We start from the raw sequence: 14,131 nt of genomic DNA, 5'->3' as shown, positions 1-14,131 counted from the left end.
CGCATGACCGAATTCTCCCTTCGCGGCAAACGCATCTGGGTTGCCGGGCATAACGGCATGGTCGGCTCGGCCATCGTCCGGCGCCTCGCATCGGAAGGCTGCGAAATCGTGACCGCTGCCCGCCCGGAGGTCGATCTGCGACGCCAGAGCGAGGCCGAGGACTGGCTCTCGGCCCACAAGCCCGACGCGATCTTCCTGGCTGCGGCCCTGGTAGGCGGCATCCACGCGAACAACACGCGGCCCGCCGAATTCCTCCACGACAATCTCGCAATCGAGGTGAACGTCATCGAGGCCGCACGGCGCGTGCGCACGCCCAAGCTCATGCTGCTGGGGTCTTCGTGCATCTATCCGCGGCTCGCGCCGCAGCCCATCCCGGAAGACGCCCTGCTGACCGGCCCGCTCGAGCCGACCAATGAATGGTACGCCATCGCGAAGATCGCCGGCATCAAGCTCTGCGCGGCGTATCGCAGGCAGTATGGTTGCGACTTCGTCTCGGTCATGCCGACCAATCTCTACGGGCCGGGCGACAATTTCGATCCGGAAGGAAGCCACGTCGTGCCGGGCCTGATGCGCCGGATGCACGACGCCAAGAACCGCGGCCTGCCGGAGATCGTGGTCTGGGGCACCGGCACGCCGCGGCGCGAATTGTTGCACGTGGACGACATGGCCGACGCCTGCGTGCACCTCATGCGGCACTATTCGGACGAACGGCATATCAACATCGGAACGGGCGAAGACGTATCGATCCGCGAACTCGCGGAAACCGTCAAAGCCGTCGTCGGCTATGAGGGTGCGCTGGCGTTCGACGCCTCACGCCCGGATGGCACTCCGCGCAAATTGCTGGACGTCAGCCGGCTGACGGAGCAAGGCTGGCGCGCGCACATTCCGCTCGCGGATGGGCTGCGGAGCACCTATGGCTGGTTCCGCGATCACTATGCGCAGGCCAGGCTCGGCACCACCGCCTAATTGCTGTTCCGATTCAGGACCGCCAGCGACGCTGCGCTGATGGCGAGCTGACTCACGATCTGCGCCGCATCCTTCACGAATTGCGACCAGCTGAAGGGCGCGATATCGCGCGGAATCACGATCGTAGAGCCGGGCGGGATATTGCTGCCGCCGCCGAAGGACAGCCAGTCGCTTCCGATCGGCGTCGCGCTGCCGTCCGGTAGCACGATGAAAATGCGCGAATCGTCGGCCTGCTGGGTTTCGCCGCCGGCCAGCCGGATGTAGTCCGAATAGCGCAGCCCCGCGCGGTACTGGAAGGAGCCGGTATTGAGAACTTCGCCGGAAACGGTGACGTCGGACGGACGCTTGGGAATGTACAGCGTGTCGCCCGGCTGCAGCACGAAATCGAGTTCCGGCCGCGTCGCAAGTACCGTCGGATCGGCGGTGATGACGATGCGGCCAAGCGCCGGCGTGTCGCGCAGATTGCGCGCCAGGGTGCTCAGATACTGGCTCGTCGCGGTCTGGCCGGGCTCACCTTCGCCCTGTTTGGCGAGCAGGGTCGGAATCTGGCTTTCGAGCTGGCGCGCGGTGCGCTCATAGCCTTCCTTTTCGGCGAGCGCCGCATTCTTCCGCGTGAAGATCGCGCCGTAGGGATAGGCCACTTCGGACACGCCGCCCGCACGCTGGAGAAGCGAGGACAGGCGTTCGTCACGCGTGATGTCGAACACGCCCGGGAACCGGACTTCGCCCGCGACCGAGACCGTGCCCTCGTCGCGGTCGGTGTAGACCGAGCGCAGGCGGATGACATCCATCGGACGGATCGACGCAAGCGCCATCTGCCCGTCGGCCTGGGCGAAGTTCTGGCGCGTCGTATGGGTCGCGCCCGTCCGCTGATCCACCAAGGTCGAGGTGACTTCGATGCTGGAAAGATCGGCACGCTGCTGCGGACCGCCCGCCGCCTGGACCATGTCGTCGATGGACGTGCCGCTGCCGGCGAGATAGGGCCCGGGCTCGCGCACTTCGTTCATGACCCAGACGAGGTTGTCGACCGCCAGCCGCTGCAGCGCATCCGGCGTCACGCCGACGAGGCCGGCGACCTCATCGACGATGTCGTCATCGGAACGCTGCGTGGCCGGCGCATTGTTGATGCCGTTGCTGGCGCCCAAGGCTTGGGCGCTCGCCAACGCGGCCGCTTCGGTATTGTCGGCCTGCCCGGCACTGCGGAACCGCAGATCGTCGCCAAAGCCACCCTCCTGGCGCCGGCGCAGACCGCCCGCGGCGACCGCCGGGTTCGATGCCGCCAAGGCCGCTGCCGCCGAAGACAGCGCGGACGGCGCCGCGCCCGACTCCGATGGGAGGGTCAGATCATCCGCCTGGCCGGCGACATCGCGCGTGCCGGGCTTCTTGGCATCCTTGACCCCCGGCGGCTCATAAGCGGAATTCACGTCCTTGGTGACAAGGCTGGCCAGGGCGGACATCTGGCGCCGGCTGAGAATGAAGACCGTATCGTCATCCTGAAGCGGCAGGTCGACGGCATGACGGATCACGGCCGTGAGCGACACCGGGATCAAGGTGATCGAATTGGTCACCGGATCGCGGCGCCGCACCAACGCGAGCGGTGTATACGCAAACGGCGTCAAATCGCGCGCCGAGCGAAAGGCGGCGCCGATGGTCGGAATGGTCGACAAGGGCCGCACGCCGGGCGCGACGATTTCACCGCGCATCCAGACCCGGCCCGACATTCCGCCGCGGGTCTCGCTGACGACAAGCACTTCGCCGTCGCGCACAAGGCCGTTCCTCGTCGTCGGATCGAGCGACAGGGTTCCGTCGCGGCGCACATCGATCTTGGAAAGCGTATAGGCCGCGGCGATGGCCGGTCCGCCGGCAAGACGAAGCAGCTCGGAAACCCGCATTCCGATGACGCCCGGCGGAAGTTCGTAGATGGCGGGCCGCGCCACCGACCCGGACACGGCGGCGGTCGGGCCGAGCGGAGGGATGTAGATCCTGTCGCCGTCGCGCAGCGAGCCGAGGCTGCCGGAACGGCCCTCCGCAACGATGGAATAGAGATCGATCGTCCGCGTCGTCCCGGCGCTGATCACCTTCACGTTCCGCAAGCTGCCCGTCTTCTTGACGCCGCCCGACAGCAGGATCGCATCGAGCGGACTTGCCAGCGCACTCAGCGTGCGCACGCCCGGCGCACGGACTTCGCCGGCCACCAGGATCGAGAGCTGATGGATATTGCCGATCGTGACGAAGACCTGGGTAGAAAGATAAGCGCGCCCGACCTGCGACTCGACATCGGCACGGAAATCGCCGAAGCGCCGGCCGGCCGCCAGAATGGGCGCGAGCCTGGGCAAGGTTACACGGCCGTCACGATCCACGCGCACGCGATAGCTGGAGTTCTCCTGTCCGCGGAGCGAAATCACGAGTTCGTCGTCCCGTCCCAGCACATAGCCGTCGGGAATGGCGCCGGATTGGGTGATCGACACGGCGGACGGAACGCCCAGCGCGTCATAGCCGAATTGCTGGAGCGTATCGCTGGCGCGGCGCGAATATGCCTCTTCGAGATGCGATGACGGCGCGCTGCCGGCCGGCAGCGCCGCAGGGGTGAAGGTCTGGACGCTCGGCCTGGCGGTCGGATCGAGGTCCGGAACCTCGTCCGTGTTCCCGCCGCCCTGACGCTCCTGCAACATGCGCAAAGCATCGGCGGCGCTGGGAAGCGATTGCGCCTCGGCGCCGGGAAGCGCCGGCAGCACAAGCAGCGCCAGCAATCCCAAGGCTCCCGCGCCGAAAGCAAACTGTCGCGCGAACCGGCGAGCGACACACATTAGCCGGTCCCAAGACAAAGGCTTCATCGCCGCCCGCATTCCAATTCGATTATGCCGCATGGTTCTTACTGGGCGGGGCGCAAACGCGCAAGGCCCAATTCTTCAATCAAAATAACCGCTTGCGCCAAAGCGCGGATTTCCTTTTGGCAATCCTCCGGTCGTCGCGGCCGCAAATCTGCGAACCAGCGAACCGGAGCGGTCAAATGTGAGGCGAGCGCCGGGCCATGCCGATAGCATGGCGTTATCTCCTTGATAGCGCGGGCAAATCGCATCAACTGCCTTGTCAGATTTTTGCTCAGCGGCCATACAATGCGGCTGGGCTAGAGAAATTCAAGGCAGTGAAGCAGAGCACCGCGCGTCGGATACGGATGCGAAGCCGTGCGCGCCCAAAGCTGCGCGGCCGGGTCAGTGCGGCAGTCCTGGTGTTCTGTGCCGGCAGCTGCGGTGCGGCGTCCGCCGAAGACCTCACCTACACGCCGCGCGACACCTATGGCGAGCTCGGCATCCTGGACATGCCGAGCGCGCGCATGGCACCGGACGGGCAGATCGCCGCGACGATCGGGCTGCTCGACACAAGCCAGCGATACAATATCGCGTTCCAGATACTGCCCTGGCTCGAAGGCTCGTTCCGCTATAGCCGCGTCGGTCACATCTTCAACACGCCGGCGCTCTACGACCGCAGCTTCGGCCTGAAATTGCGCCTGTCGCGCGAGGACGAAATCTGGCCTGAAATCTCCCTCGGCATCCGCGATCTGCTCGGCACGGGCGTCTATGGCGCCGAATATCTCGTCGCCACAAAGCGGATCAGCGACTTCGACGTCAGCGCCGGCCTCGGCTGGGGACGCCTCGCCTCGGTCGATACGTTCCCCAATCCGTTCGGGCTGATCTCGGATTCGTTCAAGACGCGATCGTCGCCGCTCGCCACCGGCGGCACCGTCAATTTCGGGCAGTTCTTCCACGGCCCGGCCATGGGCCTGTTCGGCGGCGTCATCTGGCATTCTCCGATCGACAATCTCGACCTGCTCGCGGAGTACAGCAGCGACGCCTATGTCAACGAAGTGAATGGCGGCTTCAAGGTGCGCATGCCGGTCAATGTCGGTCTCGCATACCGTCTCTACGACATCGCCTCGATTTCGGCCGGCTGGTATTATGGTTCGACCTATGGCGTCACGGCCAGCTTCAGCGTCGATCCGACGATCCCTTTGTCGCCGCAACGCTTCGGGCCGGACATTCCGGCGCCGGTCATCCGCCCGGTGGAGCAGCAGATGGCCGCGCTGTCGCAGCTGATCATGCGCAACCGTCCGCAGCAGGTCGCCCTTCCGGCGCATGCCTGGGTGCAGTTGCCGCGACCCGCACAGGACGCCGACGCCCTGGTCATCGAGTCGGCGCTGATGGCGGAGACGACCGGCGTGCACGCCGTCGACGTCATGGGCCGTACGCTGGTGGTCGATGCGCATTTCAGCCAGCGCGTCGCGAGCAGGCAGTGCGACCGCTACGCCGGCATCGTGGCGGGCCTGGCACCGCACCTCGAAACGATCGCGCTATCCGACCTCGACGATCCCTCGGGCCGGATCGCGTTCTGCAAGATCGCCCATACGGGCGTCCAGGTCGCCGAAAACGATACGCAGCCGACAGCGACCGACGCCGCGCCGCCGCCCACCGATCCCGCCGCGACCGCGCGGAAGATCCGCGAAGACGTCACGGCACAGTCGCTCGAGGTCGAGGCTCTCTCGGTCGAGCCGGCGATGGTCTGGCTGTATTTCACGAACACGCACTACAATACGGACACCGAGGCTGTGGGCCGGGTGGCGCGTGTCCTGATGGCGGACGCGCCGCCCGGCGTCGAAGTCTTCCACATCATAACCGTCAGAAACGGCGTGGAGCTGCGCGACTTCGAGATCGCGCGCAGTGCGCTGGAACGCGCCACCCTGGCTTCCGGATCGTCGCGCGAACTCGGCGACGCCGTCTCCACGAGCCTGTCGCCGCTGAGCAATCCGGTTCTGGAGCAAGCCCAGGACGGGACCTATCCACGCTTCCATTGGAGTTTCGGTCCCGGCTTGCGCGAAGGGTTCTTCGATCCGGACCAGCCGATCCAGATCCAGGTCCTCGGTTCGGTCAACGCCAGCGTCGACATCACGCCGAAGCTGACGCTGGAGACCCGGCTCGAGGGCAATATCTACAACAATTACGACACGAGCCGGAATTCCAACAGCTTGCTGCCGCATGTGCGCAGCGACCTGAACCTCTATTTCCGGGACGGCATCAACGGCATCGCGAATCTCGATGCACTGTACCGCACCAGGCTGACGCGCGACGTCTATTTCGAGGCCAAGGCGGGCTACCTCGAGGACATGTTCGCGGGCGGCGGAGCGCAGATCCTGTGGCGTCCGGAAGGCGAGCGGGTCGCGTTCAGCCTCGACGCCTATGAGGTGTGGCAGCGCGATTTCAACCGGCTGTTCGGGCTGCAGGACTATCACGTGCTGACGGGGCACGCGTCGATGTACTACGAATCGCCGTGGTACGGCCTGAACTTCGCGGTGCATGCCGGACGCTATCTCGCCGGCGATTACGGGGCCACGATCGAAGTCACGCGACGCTTCGAAACGGGTGTCGAGATCGGCGCCTTCGCGACCTTCACCAATGTGCCGTTCTCGAAGTTCGGCGAAGGCAGCTTCGACAAGGGCATTCTCGTCCACATCCCATTGGAATGGGCCCTGCCCTTCTTCAGCCAGTCGACCTACGATCTGCGCCTGCGCTCGCTGATCCGCGACGGCGGCCAGCGGCTCGACGACGACGATTCGCTGTATCAGGAGACGCGCCCGCAAAGTTACGGCGTGGTGCTGGAGCATATCGATGACATCGTCGCACCTTAAGCGCCTCTATCGCTTCGCCGCGGGCTGCGCCTGCGCCGGCCTGCTGGCGGGATGCAGCTCGGAAGGAAGCGACTGGTTTTCCATGCTGAAGGCCGCGCGCGAGGCGTGGGACGCGCGCGATGCGCCGGTCAGCCTCGAGCAGGCGGCCGCGATCCCCTATGCCACGATGGGCATCCGCATCAATGGCGGGCGAGAGCAGGTTCTCCTCCTGGCCACCGACACCAATGGCGAGCGCCTGTGGGCGTCCGGCGCACATGTCGCGATCACCACACGCAACGGCCGGATCGTCCGGACGGCCGGCTTCGGGACAGACCTGACGGGCTATCAGGCCGCCGCCGGCGATCCGTCGGGCTGGACCCGGCCGCACAGCTTCACCTGGAACGCCGATTTCGCAGATCGCGGCATCTATTCCGTTCCGGTGGTCTGCCGGATGGTGCCGGCCGGTCCCGACCCGATCACAATTCTCGGCAAGCAGCTCGATACCATCCGGGTGGATGAGAGCTGCCGGGCCGAGCGGCTGGACTGGAGCTTTGCCAATTCCTACTGGGTGAGCGCCGCGACCGGCCGGGTCTGGCGGTCGATCCAGAACGTCCACCCCAATGGGCTGACGCTGGAGATCGAACTGCTACGGCCGCCGCTCAGTGAAGGCTGAGCCGTCTGCGGTAAAATCGCATGATACCGTCATACCGTCATGCTCGACGGCGATTGTTCCGCGAACAGCCGCTTCCCCGACCAAAACCAAAAAGCGCTGACCCGCGAAGGTCAACGCTTTTCGTAGATTCGAAAGAAACGGTCTCGCTTAGAGGCGAGTCGTCGTGCTCGATCCGCCCGAATGGCCATTGCCATTGCCCGACGCGACGAGGCCAACGCCCAGCGCGACGAAGCCGACGCCGGCAACCCAAACCCACAGCGGAGCGCGCAGCGCGGCTTCACGTACGCCAGCGGCTTTGCCAGGAGCAAGCGCAGCCTGATCCGCCGCGAACGCTGCCGTACCCGACGAGACCAACAGAGCCGCCGCGATAACGGCCGCACCAAATTTCCGCACCATGAAAATCCTCCTGACCAAACTAGAGTTCACTTAACGCGACGAGCCAAGTTTTGTCAACCAAATGGCCCATTTATCTGTTGCTTGGCGGCAACAATATAGGCGCCAATGGGGAAGAAAAGCCCTGCATTCGCTATCGGGAACGCGTGGTGCAAGGAGAGGTTTCCTGCGCTGGTGAGCCCAGATGGGATCGAACCATCGACCCTCTGATTAAAAGTCAGATGCTCTGCCGCTGAGCTATGGGCCCGTCCAGCGCGGGCGCGGACCATATGTGGGGGTTGGGTCAGGGTCAATCGAGGTTTTCGTCGGTTTTTGGCGTCGAATCGCGGGGATAGGCGGCGATCACCCGCGCGGCGACCTCGGCCGCCCGGCCGGCGGCGATCCCCGCCCGCAGCTCGGCCATCACGTCCTGGTAATATTGGACGTTGTGCCAGCTCAGCAGCATCGAGGCCATGATCTCCTGGGATTTGACGAGGTGGTGGAGATAGGCGCGGCTGAACTGGCGGCAGGCGGGACAGCCGCACCCGGGATCGAGCGGCCCCGAATCGTCGGCGAAGCGGGCATTGCGCAGATTCGCCGTGCCGCCGCGGGTGAAGGCCTGGCCGTTGCGGCCCGAGCGGGTCGGAAGAACGCAATCGAACATGTCGACCCCGCGCAGCACCGCGCCCACCAGATCGTCGGGCTTGCCGACCCCCATGAGATAGCGCGGCCGGTCCGGCGGCAGATGGGGTTCCGTCGCCTCGATGGTCTCGAACATCGCGGCCTGCGATTCGCCCACCGCGAGCCCGCCGATGGCGTAACCATCGAAGCCGATATCGCGCAATGCCTGCGCCGAGCGGACGCGCAGGTCGGCGAAGACGCCGCCCTGCACGATGCCGAAACAGGCGTGTCCCGGCTGCTCGCCGAACGCCGTCTTCGAGCGCGCCGCCCAGCGCATCGAAAGCGCCAGCGATGCCTCGATGTCGCCGCGGGTGGCGGGATAGGCGGGACACTCGTCCAGCACCATCTGGATGTCGGAGCCCAACAGGCGCTGGATTTCCATCGCGCGCTCGGGCGAAAGGAACTGCTCCGAGCCGTCGATATGCGAGCGGAACGTGACGCCGGCTTCGGTGATCTTCCGCAGCTTGGCCAGCGACATCACCTGGAAGCCGCCGGAATCGGTGAGGATGGGGCGCTCCCAATCCATGAACGCATGCAGACCGCCGAGGCGTGCGACGCGCTCGGCGCCCGGCCGCAGCATCAGGTGATAGGTGTTGCCGAGCAGGATGTCGGCGCCCGCCGCGCGCACCGATTGCGGCATCATCGCCTTCACCGTGCCGGCGGTGCCGACCGGCATGAAGGCGGGCGTGCGGATGTCGCCGCGCGGCGTGCGGATGAGGCCGGTGCGGGCCTTGCCGTCGCGGGCGGAAATCTCGAAGGCGAAGCTGCTCATCGCGTGATGCTTGTCACGACGTCAGGCCGCAGATCTTCGCGTGCCCGGCGGCGCGTTTCACGAAGGGGATCATTGCACCGGTCTCGTCGAATGGCGGCGGCAGCGGTCCGCGATAGCCGGCATTGCGCAGCACCTGTTGGGCGGTCGGCTGGCCCTTTTCCGCAGCGCGCACAACCCATTCCTTTGCTTTCGCCGGATCGGTCTGCCTGTACAAACCGGCCAGGTTCATCATCGCATTGGTATGGCCGAGCGCTGCCGCCTGCAGCCAGAGCGATTCAGCCTCGGCGATATCGCGTTCGACATCCGATCCGGCATAAAGCAATCCCGCCAGATTGTTCATTGCGCGGGGATTGCCTTCCAGCACAGCAAGGCAAAGCCAGTGGATTGCCTGCTGCGTGTTCTGTGCCACGCCGGAGCCGTGATAATATTTGTAGCCCAGCGCGTTCATCCCTTCGCCATCGCCCTGCGCGGCGGATTTCTCATAGAGACGAAAAGCCGCCACGTCGTCGGCCGCGACGCCCTGGCCGCGAGCGTACATGTAGCCGAGATTGACTTCGGCTTCCGCGTCGCCGGTATCGGCGGCGGCACGCAGCAAGCGGTACGCCGTGGGAATATCACCCCGGTTGTAGGCGTCCATGCCGTTGAGCGCTGCCAATGACTGTGCGGTGGCGGCTGAGGCGAGCAGCGCGGCAAACGCAATCAATCCGAGAGGTATCCTGTGCGTTCTCATGAGGCGACTTGTATCGCGGGACGAAATAAAAGGCACGCGTCGCCATAGGAATAGAAGCGATAGCGCTCGCGGATCGCCTCGGCATAGGCCGCTTTCATGACATCGCCGCCGCAGAAGGCGCTGACCAGCATGAACAGCGTCGAGCGCGGCAGGTGGAAATTGGTGAGCAGCACATCCACCGCCCGGAAGCGGTAGCCGGGCAGGATGAAGATATCGGTCTCGCCTTCGAACGGCGCAACCGTATCGTCGTCCCGCGCGGCGCTTTCCAGGGTGCGCAGCGAGGTGGTGCCGACCGCGACGGTGCGGCCGCCACGCGCGCGCGCGACATTGAGATGCTGCGCCGTCCGCGCCGAGACGCTCGCCCATTCGGCATGCATGCGGTGGGCGGCGGTGTCTTCGGCGCTCACCGGCAGGAAGGTGCCGGCACCGACATGAAGCGTGACCATCTCGCGCCCGATGCCCTGCGCATGCAGCGCGTCGAACAGATCGGACGTGAAGTGCAGGCCGGCGGTCGGCGCGGCGACCGAACCGTCCTGCGCGGCATAGACGGTCTGGTAGTCCGCGAGGTCGCGATCGTCCGGCTTGCGCTTGCCGGCGATATAGGGCGGCAGCGGAATCTCGCCCTCGATTGCGATGGCAGCGTCGAGCGCGGCGCCCGACGTCTCGAACGCGACTTCGATCTCGCCACCCTCGCCCTTGCGGCACACACGGGCGGCCAGCGACGCGCCGAGCAGGAGGCTATCGCCCGCCTCGAGCTTGCGCGCGGGTCGCGCGAAGGCGAGGAACCGGTCCGGAGCGAGGCGCTTGTGGAGCATCACTTCGATCTTCGGCGCGGTGGCGCCGCGACCGCTGCGAACGCCGCGCAGGCGCGCGGATATCACCTTCGTGTCGTTGAGGACCAGCGTATCGCCCGCCGCAAGGAGCGCCGGCAGATCGCGGACGCGACGATGCGCCAACGCCCCGTCCGGCCCGACGACCAGCAGTCGCGCGCTGTCGCGCGGCGCAGCCGGCCGCAACGCGATCAGATCTTCGGGCAGGTCGAAGTCGAATTGGTCCACGCGCATCGCTCTCCATCGGCGATGCCGCAGGCCGGCGCAAGGGCGAATTGCGCCCAAGGGCCGGAGCGCTATGATCGGGCATGTTCAGCGCGACCTTTGCCGAGCCGACCGAGATCGCCGCCGAGGCGGCGCTGCGGACGGCTTTCCAAACCGACCGCCTTTACCTCGCCGCCGGCGGACGCCTGCACTTCAGCGGCGCGATCACGCTGGGACCGGACGTCGTGTTCCAGGGAACCTGCCGGCTCGACGGACCGCTGAACGTCGAGCAGGGTTGCCAGTTGACCGACGTGACGCTCGGCGCCGGCTGCAATGTCCGGGCGCATTCCGTTCTCGCGCGGCTGGCGGCGGGACGGAACAACATCTTCGGTCCATTCTGCTTCATCCGCGACGATTGCGTGGCGGGCGACGATTGCATCCTCGGCGCGCATCTCGAAGCGGCGCGGTCGCGCTTCGGCTCGGGGGTGAAGATCTCGCATCGCGCATTCATTGGCGATGCGGTGCTGGGGGACGAGACGATCGTCGGCGCGGGCGTCGTGTTCTGCAATTACGACGCCGGCAGGCGCTTGGCCACGACGGTGGGCGCACGCGTGGTCGTGGGCTCCGGCGCGCTGATCGTGCCGCCCTTGACCATCGGCGACGGCGCGATGATCGCGGCAGGCTCCGTGGTGACCAAGGACGTCGCGCCGGGCGCGCGGCTGATCCAGAAGCGCGGATAGAACAAGTTGCGATCCGTCTTACGCAAATGTCATCCCGGCCGAGCGGAGCGAGAGCCGGGATCCATCGAGACGCTTGCGCAATGGGTCCCGGCTCAGCGCGATGCTGACGCATCGCTTGGCCGGGATGACAGTCGTGATTCAAACCAATCACAACAGACTCTAAACGACGATGCGCACGACCTTGAAGGCCTCGGCATAGCCGCAGCCGTTCTGGCTGCCGCGGAATTTCGCCAGCGCCATGCAGGCCTCGATCGAGCGCGATGGCGCTTCGTCGATCTGCGAGGCATAGGCGGACAGCGCCGCGCGCTTCTTGTCCATATAGGCGGTGGTGTCGACGAAGTATTCGGGCACGAAGGACGCTTCGATCCCCGGCACGTTCCAATGCGTCTCGGACAGGGTCTCGTAGCACAGCACGGTCCGCGGGAAGGCGGGGCCGACAGGCCGGCAGGCGACGACGCAGGCGTCGAAGATCGCGCGATGGTCGATGTGACGGTCGGGAAACGGCATCAACACGGTATCGGGCGCGTGGCGGCGGACGAAGCCGTGGATCGCGCCGTTCAGCTCGGCGACCGGCGTCTCATGCACCTTGGTCGCGGGGATGCGGAGGAATTCGCTGTGCGCCACGCCCATGACCTGGAACGCGGCATTGGCCTCGCGGAGCGTCGTCTCGAACACTTCGGGCTTGTAGACCGGCGGCAGGTGGCCGCTCACCACCAGGATCGCAACCTCGGCGCCCTCCGCCGCGAAGCGGGCGATGGTGCCGCCGGCGCCCAGCGTCTCGTCGTCGGGATGCGGCGCGATAACCACGATCTTGCGGGGGCTCACAGCGCGATGGTCCTCGGTTCGGGCAGCGGCACGATCATCTCGACCGGGCGACCGAAGCGGCCACCCAGCTTGGCGGAGATATCATCGGCGAAATTCCACGCGAACACCACGACGGCGTCGAGCGGCTCGGCAAAGAGCTGCGCCGTCGGCCGGATCGGGATGCCCGTCACCGGCAGGAAGCGCCCCACCTTCAGGGCATTGTCGTCGACCACGTAGCGGACATCCGCCGCGCCGATGCCGGCCATCTTCATCAGCAGAGTCGCCTTGGTCGGCGCGCCATAGCCGGCGATCGCCAGGCCCTTGGCCGCCCTTTCGCGCAGCAGCGCCGCGAAGCCGGCCATCTTGCGCAGGATGCTTCCCTGCCAGTCCCGCAGGAAGGCCGTGTCGTTCACTTCAGACTGCCGCTCGGCATCGAGGAAGGCCCGTGCCGCGGCGGAGACCCTGCCCGCGCCGGTCTTGCGGCAGAGCGTGCGCAGGGTGCCGCCCTGCGCGGCGTTGACGCTGAACTCCTCGATGTCGAAGCCGAGCTTCGTCAGGTGGCGCGCCAGCGGCGCGGCGTGATGGTAGTCGAGATGCTCGTGATAGATCGTGTCGAAATAGCCCAGCCGCAGCACCTCGCGGAAATAGCCGATCTCGAAGCAGAACACCCCGCCGTCCTTCAGGAGGGCGTGGATATCGGCGAAGACGGCACCGAGGTCGTCGACATGGGCGAGCACGTTGTGGCTGGTGACGTAGTCCGCGGCGCCGTATTTCGCCGCGATCTGCGCCACCGCATCGGCGTCGAAAAAGACGTTGAGGGTATCGACGCCGTTCTCGTTGGCGATCTTGGCCGGCAGGCTGGCCGGATCGACGCCGCAGACGCGCGCGCCGCGCCGCTGGAACGCCTTGAGCGCCGTCCCGTCATTGGAGCCGATGTCGACGACTAGGCCGTCCGGCGGCACGAGGTCCTTGCCATAGGCCCAGGCGGCGTAGTCGTCGAGATGCTTCACGAAGCTGGGACCGATGCCCGAGAGATAGGTGTAGTTCGTCGCATAGAGCAGATGCGGCGCCACCGCACAGCCGAGCTGGAAATGGCCGCAGGCGGCGCAGCGATTCAGGGTAAGCGGATAGCTCGCCGCGGCGCGGGCGGCGGCCGCATCCTCGAGCAGGTTGTTGCCCAGCGCGACATTCCCGAAATCGACGATCTCGCCCAGCTCCGCGCCGCCGCACAGGCGGCAGGCGGCGATGGTCCGGAAATCGGCCATCAGGAATATCTCGCCAGCATGTCCTGGATGTTGTCTTCGTCGATGAAGCGCTCGCGGACCGTGTCGGCCTCATAGGTTTCCTGATCGCGCGGATTCTTGCTCGAGACGATCAGCGTGGTCTTCACCGGGAAATACGTCGCGTGCAGTTCATTGGGCGGGGTGAAGATGTTGTCGCCTTCCTTGACGCGGAGATATTTGATCTCGCCGGTGTCGACGTCCTTGAAGAAATAATCGATCTGGCCTTCCAGCACGTACATCAGGTGCCAGTCGCTGTGGTGAAAGTGGTTCGAGCGCACCGAACCCGGCGTGCAGGTGATGATCGAGACGTTGCTCACCGGCTCGTCGACGATGGAAAGGATCCCGCCGCGCTTGTCGGCGTCGCGCTGGACATTGGGAACCAGCGTGGATTTTCGGGGCAGCGTCATCGTCTCATCC

General features: G+C 65.9%; 13 protein-coding genes and 1 tRNA gene. 4 read left to right on the top strand and 10 right to left on the bottom strand.

Features of this window, described 5'->3' with window-relative positions; genetic code table 11:
• Window positions 1-3: 3 nt before the first annotated feature.
• Window positions 4-966, top strand: coding sequence for a GDP-L-fucose synthase (locus WDM91_21900; GenBank protein MEI9997265.1), 963 nt, complete (start codon window positions 4-6; stop codon window positions 964-966).
• Here WDM91_21900 and WDM91_21895 read toward each other — a convergent pair.
• A complete protein-coding gene (locus WDM91_21895; GenBank protein ID MEI9997264.1) occupies window positions 963-3,716 on the bottom strand; it encodes an SLBB domain-containing protein in 2,754 nt (917 codons plus the stop codon). The two genes, WDM91_21900 and WDM91_21895, sit on opposite strands and share 4 nt — an antisense overlap.
• Before the next feature lie 159 nt (window positions 3,717-3,875).
• A complete protein-coding gene (locus WDM91_21890) occupies window positions 3,876-4,079 on the bottom strand; it encodes a hypothetical protein (protein ID MEI9997263.1) in 204 nt (67 codons plus the stop codon).
• Window positions 4,080-4,141: 62 nt separating this feature from the next.
• Between WDM91_21890 and WDM91_21885 the strand changes: the two genes are divergently transcribed.
• Window positions 4,142-6,646: a YjbH domain-containing protein gene (locus tag WDM91_21885; protein MEI9997262.1), complete on the top strand. Its 2,505-nt coding sequence runs from the start codon at window positions 4,142-4,144 to the stop codon at window positions 6,644-6,646.
• A complete protein-coding gene (locus tag WDM91_21880; GenBank protein MEI9997261.1) occupies window positions 6,627-7,298 on the top strand; it encodes a YjbF family lipoprotein in 672 nt (223 codons plus the stop codon). The genes WDM91_21885 and WDM91_21880 overlap by 20 nt, the downstream gene beginning before the upstream one ends.
• Window positions 7,299-7,445: 147 nt before the next feature.
• Here WDM91_21880 and WDM91_21875 read toward each other — a convergent pair whose 3' ends face one another.
• The 5 genes from WDM91_21875 to queA form a co-directional block, all read right to left on the bottom strand.
• Window positions 7,446-7,694: a hypothetical protein gene (locus WDM91_21875; GenBank protein MEI9997260.1), complete on the bottom strand. Its 249-nt coding sequence runs from the start codon at window positions 7,692-7,694 to the stop codon at window positions 7,446-7,448.
• Between the two features lie 169 nt (window positions 7,695-7,863).
• Window positions 7,864-7,938, bottom strand: a tRNA-Lys gene (locus WDM91_21870).
• 42 nt (window positions 7,939-7,980) lie between these two features.
• Window positions 7,981-9,123 (bottom strand): tRNA guanosine(34) transglycosylase Tgt, encoded by a 1,143-nt coding sequence (gene tgt / locus WDM91_21865; protein ID MEI9997259.1) that lies wholly within the window; start codon window positions 9,121-9,123, stop codon window positions 7,981-7,983.
• Between the two features lie 13 nt (window positions 9,124-9,136).
• Window positions 9,137-9,826, bottom strand: a complete 690-nt coding sequence (locus tag WDM91_21860) for a tetratricopeptide repeat protein (protein ID MEI9997258.1) — start codon at window positions 9,824-9,826, stop codon at window positions 9,137-9,139.
• A 23-nt stretch (window positions 9,827-9,849) separates the two neighbouring features.
• Window positions 9,850-10,911, bottom strand: a complete 1,062-nt coding sequence (gene queA, locus WDM91_21855) for a tRNA preQ1(34) S-adenosylmethionine ribosyltransferase-isomerase QueA (GenBank protein MEI9997257.1) — start codon at window positions 10,909-10,911, stop codon at window positions 9,850-9,852.
• 80 nt (window positions 10,912-10,991) lie between these two features.
• Between queA and WDM91_21850 the strand changes: the two genes are divergently transcribed.
• Window positions 10,992-11,627: a DapH/DapD/GlmU-related protein gene (locus WDM91_21850; protein MEI9997256.1), complete on the top strand. Its 636-nt coding sequence runs from the start codon at window positions 10,992-10,994 to the stop codon at window positions 11,625-11,627.
• A 159-nt stretch (window positions 11,628-11,786) separates the two neighbouring features.
• Here the strand turns inward: WDM91_21850 and WDM91_21845 are convergent, their stop codons facing one another.
• From WDM91_21845 to WDM91_21835, 3 genes are read right to left on the bottom strand one after another with little or no spacing between them, the layout of a single operon-like run.
• Complete coding sequence (locus tag WDM91_21845; protein MEI9997255.1) at window positions 11,787-12,452, bottom strand: PIG-L deacetylase family protein; 666 nt, start codon at window positions 12,450-12,452, stop codon at window positions 11,787-11,789.
• A complete protein-coding gene (locus WDM91_21840) occupies window positions 12,449-13,696 on the bottom strand; it encodes a class I SAM-dependent methyltransferase (GenBank protein MEI9997254.1) in 1,248 nt (415 codons plus the stop codon). The genes WDM91_21845 and WDM91_21840 overlap by 4 nt, the downstream gene beginning before the upstream one ends.
• Window positions 13,696-14,121: a cupin domain-containing protein gene (locus WDM91_21835; GenBank protein ID MEI9997253.1), complete on the bottom strand. Its 426-nt coding sequence runs from the start codon at window positions 14,119-14,121 to the stop codon at window positions 13,696-13,698. Before WDM91_21835 ends, WDM91_21840 begins: the two co-directional genes overlap by 1 nt.
• Between the last annotated feature and the right edge of the window lie 10 nt (window positions 14,122-14,131).

Origin of the sequence: Rhizomicrobium sp., from assembly GCA_037200385.1 — a bacterium.
Lineage (GTDB): Bacteria > Pseudomonadota > Alphaproteobacteria > Micropepsales > Micropepsaceae > Rhizomicrobium.
Note: the sequence above shows the minus strand (reverse complement) of the source record. Positions and strands in the feature narration are given on the sequence as shown.